Source organism: Candidatus Eisenbacteria bacterium, from assembly GCA_026388185.1.
GTDB lineage: Bacteria > Eisenbacteria > RBG-16-71-46 > JAFGJU01 > JAFGJU01 > JAPLKG01.
This window is the reverse complement of record JAPLKG010000014.1, coordinates 267,942-282,095: the sequence shown is the minus strand read 5'-3', so window position 1 is coordinate 282,095 and position 14,154 is coordinate 267,942. Positions and strand designations below refer to the sequence as shown.

Here is a 14,154-nt window from a genome sequence, read left to right as displayed (position 1 = left end):
CTCTGTTCTGTCTTGCGCTTTTCTCCTTTCAACAGCATCTTCCGTTTTTGCAGCCATGTGGAGTCCTGAGATGCAGGTTAATGTGGAGGATACCTCTGACGACTTGAGCGTAAGGGTGGTAGTTGACAGTGTGGGGACGGCTTGGGTGTTTTGGATGGGTATTGACGCTAGTCAGGGTGATTTTGAGATTATGTACTCTCGTTGGACAGGGGATGGTTGGACGCCCGAGGAGAGGGTGCACCCGGACAATGTGCAGAAGGATGCATGGTTGGGGGGAGCGTCGATTGGGGGAGATGGCATTCCGTGGGTGATTTGGGAGCGGTATCGAGGAGGGACGTCGCCTTACTGTGACGTGTTGACGACGCACTGGGCCGGTGCAGGCTGGTGTGAGCCCGAGACGCTGTATGCGGGAGGCGGGGAAGGACAGATCTATGAGATGGCGTGCGTGGACACGATGTTGGTTTGGGGGGTGATAAGCACCCCTGTGAAGAGGGGGACGAAGTATGACTACGATCTCTTCTTCCGCAGTCGTGTGGATGGGATATGGTCATCATTGGAGCACATAGATCATCCGGAGATTCAGGACGGGTATCCAGACATAGCGGTGTTTGACGCAGGTGTACCTTGGGTTGTATGGCAAGCGATGGACTATATAGATACGCTTCACTGCATCTATCGGGGTGACACAGGTTGGTCGGAGTCCCTTCTCTCCATTAAGGGCCGTGGTCCTTCGATATGTTTCAGCGGCGGTGAGGGCCCCTGGATAGTGTACCTTGACAGCACTTCCGATATTCGTGGAGCTTTTTGGGATGGTGAGGGCTGGAGTATCAGCGGTCCCATACCGTTACCTCACGCAGTTCCGAGTGAGTGGGACTACAAGCCCATGATGAGCGGCACTGTGGACGGTGGGCCTGTAGTAGTGTGGCCGAGGGAAGATCATAACAACGTGTATCGTGGGGACGTGTACATAAGCCGTTGGTCGGGTTGCTGGTGGAAGGGGGAGGAGTTGGTGACGGAGCCTGACAGCGAGCTTGTGGCACTAGATGGGTGGCCGGACGTGGGTGTAGGAGGAGGTAGGGTGTGGGTAGTGTGGAGGCGGAGCGGTGGTCCCAGTGGGAGCGACTATGACATTTGGGCTCGGTATTCTGATGATTTTCTGTACGAGCCGTGGGTCAAGGGTTTCAGCGCTCGTGTAGAGGGAGAGCGGGTGGTGGTTGAGTGGAGCTGTCGGGGGCAGGTGAGGTTCGAGGTGTATCGTGCAGACGCAGGTGGTTGTGGAGAGCCTGATGCAGAGGGGGAGAGGGAGCTGGTGTACACGGTAGAGCCATTGGTGGACGTTGAGAGTTTTGTAGACAGCACGGTGGAGTTGGGCAGGAGGTATCGATACTGGTTGGACGTAGAGTCGCCTTTTGTGGAGTTGTGCGAGGAAGCGGGACCGGTGTTGGTGAAGCCGTGTGAGGGAGGTACGAGAGCAGGTTTTATTGGAGTGAGGCCCAATCCGTCAGGTGTGGGTTTCATGTTGGGTTATTACGCGGGGGCCAGGAGAGAGGCGGAGTTCGAGGTTATGGATATATCCGGGAGGTTAGTGAGGCGCATAGAGTGTCCTGGGGGAGAGGGAGAGGTATTGTGGGACGGAAGGGACGAGAAGGGTAAGGAGGTGAGACCCGGGGTCTACTTTGCTCGTTTCTTGGCAGGAGGGCGTGCCAGAGGTGGCGTCCAGAAGTTAGTTGTATTGCGCTGACAGGTTTTCACATCGATTGTTATAGCTGACAGGTCGCGCGCTGACAGGAGGGGGCAGTCATGTACAGGCGAGGTGCACTGATATTTGCTTTGTTTCTGCTTGTTGTCGCGATTTTCCTTCTTTTTCCTCCGAGTCTCCTGGCTATTGGAGGACACGGTACCGGGATCACCTTCCCGGCGGGTCCTCAGTCTAGCGAAGCAACAATAGATACGACATTCAACTTCGCTCCGTATCACCATTCGAGCGAGGAACGGATCCAGTATGACTTCAATCTTCTGCTTTCACCTGTGGTTCTGTCGAGGATCGGAGCAGTAGTGGGAGACACGGAGCAGGCAGTGGATGATTTACTCTGGGAGCTTGACGGACTGTGGGATAATGAATTCGGTCTACCCTATCACGATTTTGCACTCATCTACAACTATTTTGCGCGGCCGGATTATCCGTATGGCCAGCGGCCCGGGGAGGATCCGTCGAACGTCCTTTTCAATCTCGGCTATCCCGACTCATCAGAGGAGAACCACGTTGACTTTTATCTTGCCGGTAACGAGGCCGAGTTGCCGGGTGATTGGACCACGTGTGTTGGACTGTATCCATCAGGTTTCTGGGACTGGGACGAGGACAGTACAAGCACGATCACAGCCTACCACTTTAACAGCCTTCAGGGTTACGATGGCCCCTACGGGTTAGACGCGGGGAATCCCAATTGGTACAAGTCAGGCAGGGCCTGCAATCTGAGGTTTAATCATGAGTACCAGCACATGTGTTTTCGCTCAAATACAGGCATGCAGAGCACAGGCTGGCCGAACGAGTTCTTCTCAACGGCAGCGGAGTATCTTTCTGGCGTGGCGCCGGACAGCAGCTACTTGTGGCAGCTCCAGTACGACCTTCCGTGTGGCCAAAGCCTTCTTGGGCAGGGCTACGATGCCCTTAATCCGTACGGGATGTGGAGGTTGTTTGCAGTCTATCTATTGCAGCAATTCAACACTGACGAGTCGAGTTATGAGGACGATCTTCTCTATCAGTGGTTGAGAGCAGTTACTCAGTCTTACACTGCGGATCGGGGTATGTACCAGCTCGGCGAAGTCTTGATTGATCCTACAAAGCCGTGGCACACGAAGCTGGCTCCTGGGGATAGCACGCGTATGGGCAAACTCTGTGCTCTGTTCCAGGATTGGTCCATAGCTAAGGCACTGGATGACACGACAAGAATTGCTCCCGGCGATTCGGTTACGCTTGGTTTTGGTCGTGGTTTTAGTCCCTACCAGGATCTGGGTCTATTCAGAGACATCGATCTTGGAGCTCCGAACTCGGGGGTTCTGCCGAACGAGCATGTGCTGGACAGCACGTGGGTTAATCGTGGGGCATGGGTTACGCAATACCGTCATCCTAGCGATTCGCTATGGACGGGGCCACCAGCGGCTGATACGAGCATCACACTACGTGCCTGGGGCGCCGACTATATTCTGTTTAAGTCGACGTACAACTTTCAGAGCGGATCAGACGGTCCCTGTAGTCTCAAGGTTTTTGTGCGGCAACCCGAAGGCCAGGACGACGTGCTCCCGCTTGGTCCGTATGGGCAGAGGCTTCAGGTATCTGTCATCACCTATTCCTCGGCGGAGCACGTGTTTCAGTCTGGGGAGGACGTGATTGACGTCAAGAAGCTTGATGTGCCTGCTGGTAGCGGGCAGGTGAACATTGCGGTGGAAGAGTTCGGCGACTCGGTGAAGGCTGCCTTGGTGATCCTGGGCCTAACGGGCCGGGATCCCGACCCGAGCGGGGATGATTACAGTGAGTGGGACTACAGATATGCCTACGAGGTGGTGCCGTATTGGACTCATGGCTCTATTTCGGGCGACTTTATCTGGATGGACACAATTCGTGTCAATGGAAACGTAACAGTTGAAGCGAGTGCAGACTTGGCTGTTGAGCCCGGCACGTACGTGAGCATTGCGGAGGCGTGCAGCCTTCGAGTGGCGGGTGATCTGAATGCGGTTGGTAGCCCGGGCGAACCTATCAGGTTTGTGCCGGCTGCGCAGAGTCCAGAGCCTGGGGACTGGGCAGGGATATATTGCAGTGGGAACCTGGAGATGAAGTGCTGTTCGCTCAAGTATGGAGACGTGGGAGTGATCGTGAGCGATAGCGGGAGTGTTGCACTCGACAGTTGTTGGATCACTAGTTGTGCGGAGCACGTTATTGACGTCATAGGCGTGGGGAGCGAGTTAGTGGCTTCGAACAGCATTCTGGAAAGCTTCAACAGCGACACCGGGGTGCGTGCAACGGACTACGGGACGTTGACTCTGGATAATTGTGATCTCAACACCGGGGTGCGCGTGGGAGACTACGCGGAAGTGAGACTGGAGAACTGTACGGTAAGCGGTGATGGAGACTACGGGATTGACCTCACTGGCGTAGACGGCGTGCTCGAGGTCACTAACACTAGCCTCGAAGGCGAGAACGTAGAGGCGGGAGTAGAGATGGGGCAAGGGGCGATCGCCCATCTCAATAACTTCTCAATAGCAGGACATCCGAGATGCGGTGTCAATATGCCTGGCGAAGCTTCGAGCGCGTATCTTACCGACTGTTCAATGGTGGGATGCGAGGAATATGGTCTTAATGCATCCGGAGAAAGCTCATTATTCGAGATCGTGGGTAGCGACATCGGGGTCTCTCGGAAGAACAGTGTTGGGGTTTTTCTTTCTCAGGGTTCTCATGGTTCCATCAGTACCACGACCATTTCCGGCGATGCAGATAGTCTGACGTGCGGGATAAAGGGCTACGGGGTGATGGAGACAGTGGGGCTGTGTCTTGACAGCGTGACCGTGTCGGACCACGAGTATGGGCTCCGCTGTGCATACACGGACCTGTATGCCGATGGATGCCGCTTACTGGATATCTCAAACACGGGTCTTCAGTTCTTTGGGGCTCTTGCGTGCACGTGTTCGGTGAAGGGGTCGAGTTTTGACATGACTGGCGCGGGAACAACCGGGATCTACGTGCAGTACTGCCTGGCTGACACGCTCGTCGGTGACAGTGTTAGGTGCAGTGCGGGAGGCGGAGAGTGCGGCATCGATCTGGTCGGCGTGAGTGAGACCGTGAGGGGTAGGACCACAGTGGAGAACGTCTTCGTTTCCGGCTTCCAGAATGGGCTTCGGGCGGAGTATGAAAGTCTCACGGTGGCTCACGGAGTGTTTAGGGACTTCACGAACGACGGGATCAAGATCTCCAAGTCTGACGTGTATCTCAGCTACGACACTTTGGACGTTGGTAGCACCGGAGTGAGTGGCATTGAGCTACTGAGTTGCCTGGTGGTAGACGTGAACCACAACGTGATAACCGGCTCATCCTCGGGTCTGCGCTACGGGATCAAGAGCTCAGGTATCACTTCTGGATCGGTTTCGTACAACAGAATCGAGAACGTACTTGCCGGGATGAAGGTTTACGGTAGCTCCGATCTTCAAGTGGAGCGGAACGTGTTTGCGGACAACGGGACAGTTGGCATAAGCGTAGAGGGAAGCGCGGAGGTGGGGATTAAGAGGAACAGCATCACCGACTACACGTATTTTGGTGTTGTTGTGAAGAACAGTGCGCATGCGGACATGGGAGCGCAGCCTGACTCTGGGGTGAATCGGATCTTCACTGACAGTCAGCTTGTGGGTCGCTACTGGGTTATGAACAGGACGGCGGACAGCGTGAAGGCGGAGTATAACTGGTGGGGGACCGACGATCCGTATTTCCTGATGCTCTTTTACGGGAAGGTGGACTGGGTACCGTTTCTCACGCAGGATCCTGGTATGCCGTTTGCGTTGAGAATGCCGGGGCGAACTCTTGCCACACCGGCCGCCGGCTACGCCGTTCAGAACTATCCGAACCCGATGAATCCGGTGACGACGATAGAGTACGGGGTGCCTGAGGACGGCACGCACGTGCTTGTGCGGGTTTTTGACGTATCAGGGCGTCTTGTGAAGACATTGGTAGAAGGCCGCGAGCTTCAAGGGGTGCATACGGTGAGTTGGGACGGGAGAGGAGAAGACAATAGAAGCGTAGCCTCCGGGGTGTACGTGTACGAGGCGGTGATAGGGAGGCAGCGTGTGACCAAGAAGCTTGTGGTCTTGAAGTAAGTGAGGTGAGAATATGAAGACGAGAGTCATGTTGCCGTTCTTCTTACTGCTTCTTGCAGTGTCTATCACGTCAGTGGGGGCGAAAGAGCTTTTCGTGGACGCTGCTGACGTGGCTGCGATTAGTTCCTCTGAAGGGTCTGGGGACACGCGTTTCTTGGTAGAGTTTGCGTTACCGGAGGAGTTGGAGGGGAAGGTGGTGGACTTTGCCTGCGTGTCGTTTGATGTGAGCAGTAGCGGTGAGGCTGGCGTAGTGTCACTTGAGGCGTTTCGTGTGACTACGGCGTGGGATGCCGTGAGCGTGGGTTGGAGTGAGCCTTGGGCCAAGGCTGGAGGTGACTGGGATGACGGTGCGTCTGCGGACTGGGTTGCACCAACCGGCGACGGTGAGACCGTGTATCTGGACGTGACGGATTTTGTAGCTGGGTGGTTGGCTGAGCCTTCGAGCAACTTCGGTATAGTTGTTAAGGTGTCGGAGCCTTTCAGCGGGGTGTTTTCGGCTGACAGGTCGCAGGGAGCGCCGAGGCTCCGGGTCTTGTATTCGGACAAGCAGGATACGGCTGCGATGGCCGAATCGAGTCGTGAGTAGGACAGGCTAGCAACGACCGGCGACAATTGTCAGCTCAGGCCGTAGCGACGATACGTGATGTTTCTGGGGGCGGCTTCGCCAGGGGCCGCCCCCTTTCTTCTCCATCTTGGCGGGCTAGATGTCGGGGGACATCCTTGCCGGTTTTGGGCGGCCCGATGGCACATACGATCTCTCTGCGACTTGACTTCGCGTGGCAAGCCTAATATCCTCGATTTCTGAGAGGGTTGCCCGGCCACTCTCCCCTTGCGGGCGGACGTATCACGTGGACGTATCACACGAGAGAGGTGATGATTGTAATGGAACTGAAGCAGGTAAAAATAGAGACGCCCGAAGACGCCAACGTCATAATAGGGCAGACTCATTTCATAAAGTCTGCAGAGGATCTCTACGAAGCCTTGATAAATTCCGCTCCGACGATCAAGTTCGGCGTGGCATTTTGTGAGGCGTCCGAACCTTGTCTCGTCAGGGTGGAGGGTAACGATCACGATCTCAAGTTAGTTGCCGCGCGAAATGCCCTGAGTATCGGAGCCGGCCACTGCTTCTTCATCGTGATGAAGGGAGCATTCCCAATCAACGTTCTACAGGCCGTCAAGAGCTGTGTTGAAGTGTGCGGCATATTCTGCGCAACGGCCAATCCCGTTGAAGTGATTGTCGCCGAGACGGACTTGGGCAGAGCCATCCTCGGGGTAGTTGATGGTTCAAGGCCCAAGGGCATAGAGTCAGAGGATGACGCGAGAGATAGAAAAGACTTCTTGAGGAAGATAGGGTACAAGTTGTAGGCCTTCGCGCAGCACGCGGTCGCCCCTACTCACTCACCACATGAGGCACGCCGCCCACGGTGTCTAAGACGACTGTACGGATATTTCTCGCCGCCAAGCGTGTCTACAGATCGGTGGCGTTCTCAGCAAATACGCGGGAACTGCTCGCCGACAAGCATGTCCACGAAGCGCCGCCCGCCGATCCTGGTCTTCATGTAGACGCGGGGTTCCCCCCTTGAAACGACTCTGCCGATCATGGCAGCATTCTTTCCGTACTTGTTCCGCCTCATCACGTCGAGCGTTTCGTGAGCCTCACTTTCCGGAACGAACGCCACGAGCTTTCCTTCGTTGGCAACGTACAGAGGGTCAAACCCGAGTAGGTCACACGCGCTCTTCACCGGAACGGTGACGGGAACCAGGGTCTCTTCTATCTCGATCTCGACGCCGGAAGCCATTGCGATTTCGTTCAAAGTGGTGGCAAGACCGCCGCGCGTGGGGTCTCTCATAGCGTGAGGCCTGAGACCACGCGCCAGAATTGCGCCGACCATCTCCGACAAAGGCGCGCAATCGCTGGCGACGTCGGTTTCAAAACTGATCCCTTCCCTTTCGCTAATGATGGCAATCCCGTGTTCACCGATGGCCCCGCTCACCAACACGGCATCGCCGCTCTCAACAAACCTGGAAGAGATTTCGACGCCGGCGGGCACTACTCCAACGCCGGACGTGTTGATGAAAAGCCCGTCGCACGCACCCCTTTCGACTACCTTGGTGTCTGCGGTGATGACTGCCACCCCGGCTTCCTCTGCGGCTTCCTTCATTGACGAGAGGATCCTGTCGAGTTTCTCGAGGGGGAAACCCTCTTCCATGACAAAGCCCGCACTCAGGTAGAGAGGCCTGGCGCCGCACACGGCCAAGTCATTCACAGTACCGCATATCGCCAACCTTCCGATGTCTCCACCGCGGAAAAAGAGAGGGTCCACAACGTACGTATCCGTCGTGAGGGCGAGCCTTCCCTTCTCCGTTTCGAAAACCCCCTGATCATCCATGGCGCGCAGGATAGGATTGTCAAAATACGGAAGAAAAAAACGGGTGATCAGCTCATGCGCGGCCTTCCCCCCGCTTCCGTGAGCAAGCGTGATGAAACCGGCGCTCTTGCCTTCCCTTTTTCGGGTCTGCCTCTCCACCCCGCTCTCGTCCAGCGTCCGGCCATCACCCTCTTCGCGATTCCGGTCCTTCCTCAACGTACTCTCCCCCTGTAACGATAGTAGGCCTGACACGTACCCTCGGTCGTCACCATGCAGGCTCCCACTGGAGCCTCGGGGGTACACGAGCTGCCGAAGAGCGGGCAATCAACGGGTTCCTTCTTGCCGCGGAGCACTTCACCGCAAAGACAGCCCTCAGGTTCTTTCGATTTGAGAACGGTGGCGTCGAGTCTGTTAGAGAAATCAAACCTTACAAACTCCGGGCGAAGATTGAGCCCGCTCTGGGGAATCGAACCCAGCCCCCGCCAGGAAGAGTCGCAGGGCTCGAACACTCGGTTCATGATCTTGAGCGCCGCAGGATTTCCGTCGTCGCTCACCAACCTGGAGTACTGGGTTTGAACGCGCGGTTTGCCCTCCACGATTTGCCGGAGGAGAAGAGAGATCGCGAAAAGAATGTCGGTCGACTGAAACCCCGTCACAACGGCACCTATTCCGTACCGGGAAGGAATGAACTCATAGACTCTAGAGCCTATGATCGTGCTGACGTGACCGGGGCATATGAGGCCGTCGAGCACCAGGTCTTCCGTGTCAAGCACGGCTCTGATGGCAGGAGGAATAAGCTTGTTCGCCGGAAGCACGAAGAAGTTTTCGACTCCGTCTCTCGCGGCAATAAGCACGGTTGCGGCTATGGTGGGAGCGGTCGTCTCGAATCCCACGGCAAAGAACACGACTTGTTTGTCAGGATTGTCCCTGGCCACCTTGAGCGCATCAAGACCTGAGTAAACTACTCTGACGTCCGCTCCTCCGGCTTTTTCGATCTCGAGGCTGGAATCGCTTCCCGGGACGCGCATCATGTCGCCGAAAACCGCGCCAATCACGCCTGGCATTCGGCTGAGTTCTATGAACTGGTCGATGGAGGAATTGGGTGTGACACAAACCGGACAGCCGGGACCAGAGAGAAGGTGAATGTTCTTCGGAACAAGCTCCCTGATCCCGTAACGGAATATCGCAACCGTGTGGGTACCGCACACCTCCATGAATCGGATTTCTTTCTTGCGGGAGGATCGAGCGAGACTCTTTATCTCACTCAACAGCAATCGCGCGTCTTCGGGGTTTTCGAACTCTTCTGTGAATCGTGCCACTCTGCACCCCTCTTCTAGCCGCCCACCCCTTCTTCTCCAGACCCAAGCACCTGCCGGATTAGCTTCAGACTCTCGAGCGCCTCGTGTTCGTCAAGCTTCCCGATCGCAAAGCCGGCGTGAACGATTACATACTCGCCGGCCTTGATGTCCGGAACAAGCAGCACACTGACTTCTCTGCGAACACCTTCCATGTCGATCGTCGCCGTGTCTCCGCGGAGTTCCACAACCTTGGCCGGGACGGCTAGACACATCGTTTGTCACTCCTTAGTTCTGGCGGCATTATCACGAGCCCCGTCTGTCCGGCGAGCAGCATCGTCAATCGCGTCCGCCGGCTCGGCCTGCGCACCAGTCACCTGCGTGCGAGCAGCAAAAGAAGCGATGGCCGCCTGGCCCAACGCTATCCCGCCGTCGTTAGGGGGTACCAGAGAGTGAAGATACACTTTGAATCCCGCCTTATCCAGCGAGTCGACCAGGAGGGTGGAAAGAAGGGCATTTTGGAACACGCCACCGCTCAAGCAAACATCTTTGATAGAGGTCTTCGTTCGAATGAGACAACACATTTCCGTAGTCGCACGAGAAAGAGTCTCGTGGAATCTTCTCGAAATGTCTGAGGTGGCTTCCCCTTTCCTGACGTCTTCGCAGATGAATTCTATCATCGCGCTCAGGTCCAGTATCCAGGTGGGTGTCGCCTTGCCGGCGACGTCTGGAAGCGACGGCTTGGCTCGCTCCACAATCCTGTACGGATAGGGCTCCAAACAGGGCTTGTCCGAAGCCACCATTTCGAGCTCCATCGCCGCCTGGCCCTCAAAGGAAACAAAATCCCTGAGGCCGACAAGCGATGAGACTGCATCAAAGAGTCTTCCCGAGCTGGAAGTCAGCGGTGAATTCACCCCTCGCTCAATCATACGAACAATGGCGTTAGTCTTATCGTCCCCGATTCTCTCAACGACGGGGATGTTCATTCTCGCCAACTTCTCCCCGAAGGTGGCATGAAGATAGCTCACGGCCATGCGCCATGGCTCGTTTATGGCGGCCTCTCCTCCAGGCAGCTCCACCGCCGCAAAATGCGCCAGTCTCTCGAACGTCTCGAAATCTGCAACTAGAAACTCGCCACCCCACACCGTACCGTCTGGACCGTAGCCCGTTCCATCGAATGAAAGACCGATCACTCTCGTTCCTATCCCGTTTTCCGCCATGCAACTCGCGATGTGCGCGTGGTGATGTTGAACGGCAAGCGATGGCAAGCCACTCTCCAAGGCGTAGCGAGTCGAGAGGTAGTCGGGATGCAAATCGTGAGCGACGAGTTCGGGCTCGATGAAGAGTAGTCGTTTGAGATGCTCTATTCCTGTCTTGAAGGCCTCGTAGGCCTCCAAGTTCTTGAGGTCTCCTATGTGATGGCCTAGAAACGCAAGATCGTCTTTCGCCAGACAAAAAGTGTTCTTGAGCTCCGCTCCCACTGCCAAAAGCTGTCGCCCCGCGAACGACATGTGAATCGCGTCAGGCACATATCCTCTGGAACGTCGAATCATCTGAGGTTTGCCTTGAAGAATCTTTGCAACAGAGTCGTCGCATCTCGTGACAATATCCCTGTCGTGTAAGAGAAAATAGTCGGCCACGGCGCCCAGCCTCACCAAGGCCTCTTCGTCTTTGTATGCGAGCGGTTCGTCCGTGAGGTTGCCGCTCGTCATGACAAGGGCCGAGACCTCGTGTGGCGACGTTCCCTCGAGAAGAAGATGATGGAGGGGCGTGTACGGTAACATCACACCCATGTACTTGTTCCGTGGAGCGACCTCGTCCGCGACGAGAATGTCTCCGCGTTTCTGGAGCAACACAATCGGCCTTTGCGGCGAAGTCAGAAGAGTTTCCTCCTTCTCGGACATCATACAGATCGCCCTGGCCGCATCGATGTCTCTAACCATGATCGCCAGCGGTTTTTCCTCTCGACACTTTCTCTTCCTCAAAGTGGAGACGGCCAGAGCGTTCCTGGCGTCACACGCCAGGTGATAACCACCGAGGCCCTTGACTGCAACGATGGCGCCTTCCTTCAACAGTGCGACGGTCTCCGCGATCGGCTCTCCGAGCACCGCCGTCCCCGCCCTGGTCACGAGTCGAATCGACGGCCCGCACGTCGGGCAAGCGATAGGCTCCGCGTGGTAACGACGGTCTGATTCGTCGGTGTACTCGCTGCGGCAGGCGTCGCACATCTTGAAATCTCGCATCGTGGTGCGAACCCTGTCGTAGGGCACGTCGGTCACGATCGTGAACCGCGGACCACAGTTGGTGCAGTTCGTGAAGGGATACCCGTGACGTCTGTCGGAAGAATCGCGGAACTCCCCGAGACAGTCCTCGCAGGTTGCAATGTCGGGGGAGATTAGGGCAAATCTCTGAGACGGTCTCAGACTCTCTCGAATGGAGAAAGATCGATGACCGACTGGTTGCTTCCGATGTCTCTCGATTGTCGAGATTCTTGCAAGTGGGGGAGCCTCCGTCTCGAGCCGCACGAAGAACTGTTCGAGTCTCTCTTGCGGACCTTCGATGTCGACGAACACGCCGGTGCCGTCGTTGATGACGAAGCCCGTGAGATTAAGTCCCCTGGCGAGCCTGGCCACGTGTGGCCTGAAGCCCACGCCTTGAACAAGCCCCAGGATCTTCGCTTCGTAGCGCAGAGAAGAGTGAGGAGAAACGTCGCGCCTATCGCTTTTCAACTCTCTTTTCCTCGACCAGTTTCTCCAAGAACTCTGTCCACTCTCGCATTCCGGCGCCTTCCAGACTCGAAAGCTCGAGGATTTTCAGTCGCGGGTTCACTCTGAGGGCATTCTGCTTGCCGGCAGAGAGATCGAAATCACACTTATCTACGAGGTCCGTCTTACTGAGGACCATCACGTCGCAACTGATGAACATGCCGGGGTATTTGAGCGGTTTGTCGTCACCCTCGGCGACACTGAGCATTACGGCTCTGTGATGCTCCCCGAGATCGAACGAAGAGGGACATATCAGGTTGCCTACGTTCTCTATGAAAAGAAGGTCTGTTTTCTCCAGATCGAGGTCGCGCAGGGCGCTCTTTATCATCCCGGCGTCCAGGTGACATCCACCCCCGGTGTTTACCTGAACGGTCGGTATGCCCGCGGCGCTGAGTCTCTCGCCATCCAAGGAAGTAGCGCAGTCGCCTTCCACCGCTCCCAGCGAAATAGAACCAGAAACCATTTGTGCGGTCTTCTCGAGAAGGGTGGTCTTGCCCGCACCCGGCGAGCTCATGAGGTTGATGCAACAGATACCGTGGGAGTCGAGTAGAGCACGGTTTTCCGCCGCTATCATGTCGTTTGCCGCAAGAATCTTCGTCAGTACTTTCACTTGTTTCATTGGTGCTCCCATCTACGGCGATCCGGCGCCTGCGGGTAGCCGCGACTGCGTGCGATCTAGATTTCTCCTTCTATGCTCAACAAATCAAGCTCCGTTCCTTTCAGCAGGGCCGTGTCAGAAGAACCACAGGAAGAACAAACGAGAAAGAAGGATTGCTCCACCGGAAAAACAATGCCACAGGAATTGCATCGTGCCTCGGCTCGAACCTCCTCGATTACGAGATTCGCATTTCCGGCAAGAGTATCTTCCCTCGCAAAGCCAAAGCAGAAGTCAAGGGCTTCAGGAACTACGGTCGTAAGAGAGCCCACGCGGACTCTTATTCCCGTAATCCTGGAAAGGCCAGAATCTCTGGCCTTTTCTTCTGCAATCTCAAGAATTCTCTGGGCTACTGTTAACTCGTGCATGGTCTCCGAGGGCACAGGCAATCGGCGGCGCGTCGAACTCGCCGCGCGACGCAACGCGACCAATGGCTAGCTCTTAATTCTAGCATCATTTTGCCCGCTCCGGAGACCTTTTTACCCGCCAACAACGATGCGCGCGCCCTGGCGATATCCCGCACCCTGAACCATGCCCCGCACTCTCGGTAGGAAAAGGCACGGCTAAAGCCCGCGTGGCGCCTTGATGATACGAACGTCATCAACCCACACGGTTCCCGCCCCGGTGATGACCAGATTGAGCTTCAAATTGTCAGGATTTTGACCCCCTTGCAGGAAGAATGGTATCTCCACCGTCGTCCAATCCGTGGTACCGGTCAGCGGCATCGTGAGTCCGCGCGAGAAGAACTCCCCCCTGCCAGGAAAACTGCACCACATTTCCAGGTACACGTTACCCTCCGCTCTTTCCGTGCGGAGCCTGGCTTGATAGATCAACGTGGCGTTCTCAACGTTAACGTCGCCCGTTTCGAACAGGCGCACCACCGTGGATTCCTGCGCTGCAATTCGCAGAGATCCATTGCCGTCGCTCGAAATCATGGTATCGATCTCAACGTGTGACCTGGTGATGATTCCCGCCATGTCGTCAATCGGAAAGTATCGCAACTCAACGGGCTTCCTCTGCGGTGACCATTTGGAACAGCATAGGAGGCAAGTCACCGACGTAAGCGCTATGAGAGCACACAATATCGACGATCGTATCCACGTTCCGTGCATTTGCTTGAACTCCTTTCCCTCGGGGCGTCGGTCTCGAGTACGAACCCACCGAACCCAGATTTGTCCTCGCTTCTGAGAGGCAGATTGCGCCTTTCTCGC

Annotated in this window: 11 protein-coding genes; 4 read left to right on the top strand and 7 right to left on the bottom strand. The window is 56.1% G+C overall.

The features are described 5' to 3' along the window. The first annotated feature begins 70 nt into the window (after nt 1-70). The 4 genes from NTX17_08705 (at nt 71) to NTX17_08690 (ending at nt 7,224) form a co-directional block, all read left to right on the top strand. On the top strand, nt 71-1,741 hold the full coding sequence (locus tag NTX17_08705; GenBank protein MCX5801451.1) for a hypothetical protein: 1,671 nt from the start codon (nt 71-73) through the stop codon (nt 1,739-1,741). Between the two features lie 59 nt (nt 1,742-1,800). Further along, nucleotides 1,801-5,859 (top strand): right-handed parallel beta-helix repeat-containing protein, encoded by a 4,059-nt coding sequence (locus NTX17_08700; GenBank protein MCX5801450.1) that lies wholly within the window; start codon nt 1,801-1,803, stop codon nt 5,857-5,859. A 13-nt stretch (nt 5,860-5,872) separates the two neighbouring features. Then, a complete protein-coding gene (locus tag NTX17_08695; protein ID MCX5801449.1) occupies nt 5,873-6,445 on the top strand; it encodes a DNRLRE domain-containing protein in 573 nt (190 codons plus the stop codon). Between the two features lie 296 nt (nt 6,446-6,741). Then, nucleotides 6,742-7,224, top strand: a complete 483-nt coding sequence (locus NTX17_08690; GenBank protein ID MCX5801448.1) for an adenosine-specific kinase — start codon at nt 6,742-6,744, stop codon at nt 7,222-7,224. Between the two features lie 122 nt (nt 7,225-7,346). On the opposite strand, the gene hypE is transcribed toward NTX17_08690, so the two are convergent. The 7 genes from hypE to NTX17_08655 form a co-directional block, all read right to left on the bottom strand. Beyond that, nucleotides 7,347-8,387, bottom strand: a complete 1,041-nt coding sequence (hypE, locus tag NTX17_08685; GenBank protein MCX5801447.1) for a hydrogenase expression/formation protein HypE — start codon at nt 8,385-8,387, stop codon at nt 7,347-7,349. Between the two features lie 53 nt (nt 8,388-8,440). Continuing rightward, nucleotides 8,441-9,547 carry a hydrogenase formation protein HypD gene (gene hypD / locus NTX17_08680; protein ID MCX5801446.1) on the bottom strand — a complete coding sequence of 369 codons (1,107 nt, stop codon included), beginning with the start codon at nt 9,545-9,547 and terminating at the stop codon, nt 8,441-8,443. A gap of 14 nt (nt 9,548-9,561) precedes the next feature. Further along, a complete protein-coding gene (locus NTX17_08675) occupies nt 9,562-9,798 on the bottom strand; it encodes a HypC/HybG/HupF family hydrogenase formation chaperone (protein MCX5801445.1) in 237 nt (78 codons plus the stop codon). Nucleotides 9,799-9,804: 6 nt separating this feature from the next. Then, nucleotides 9,805-12,252, bottom strand: a complete 2,448-nt coding sequence (gene hypF, locus NTX17_08670; protein MCX5801444.1) for a carbamoyltransferase HypF — start codon at nt 12,250-12,252, stop codon at nt 9,805-9,807. Next, nucleotides 12,239-12,907 carry a hydrogenase nickel incorporation protein HypB gene (gene hypB, locus NTX17_08665; protein MCX5801443.1) on the bottom strand — a complete coding sequence of 223 codons (669 nt, stop codon included), beginning with the start codon at nt 12,905-12,907 and terminating at the stop codon, nt 12,239-12,241. The genes hypF and hypB overlap by 14 nt, the downstream gene beginning before the upstream one ends. 56 nt (nt 12,908-12,963) lie before the next feature. Next, nucleotides 12,964-13,311, bottom strand: a complete 348-nt coding sequence (gene hypA, locus NTX17_08660) for a hydrogenase maturation nickel metallochaperone HypA (GenBank protein ID MCX5801442.1) — start codon at nt 13,309-13,311, stop codon at nt 12,964-12,966. 195 nt (nt 13,312-13,506) lie between these two features. Next, nucleotides 13,507-14,055, bottom strand: coding sequence for a hypothetical protein (locus NTX17_08655; protein MCX5801441.1), 549 nt, complete (start codon nt 14,053-14,055; stop codon nt 13,507-13,509). Nucleotides 14,056-14,154: the final 99 nt, after the last annotated feature.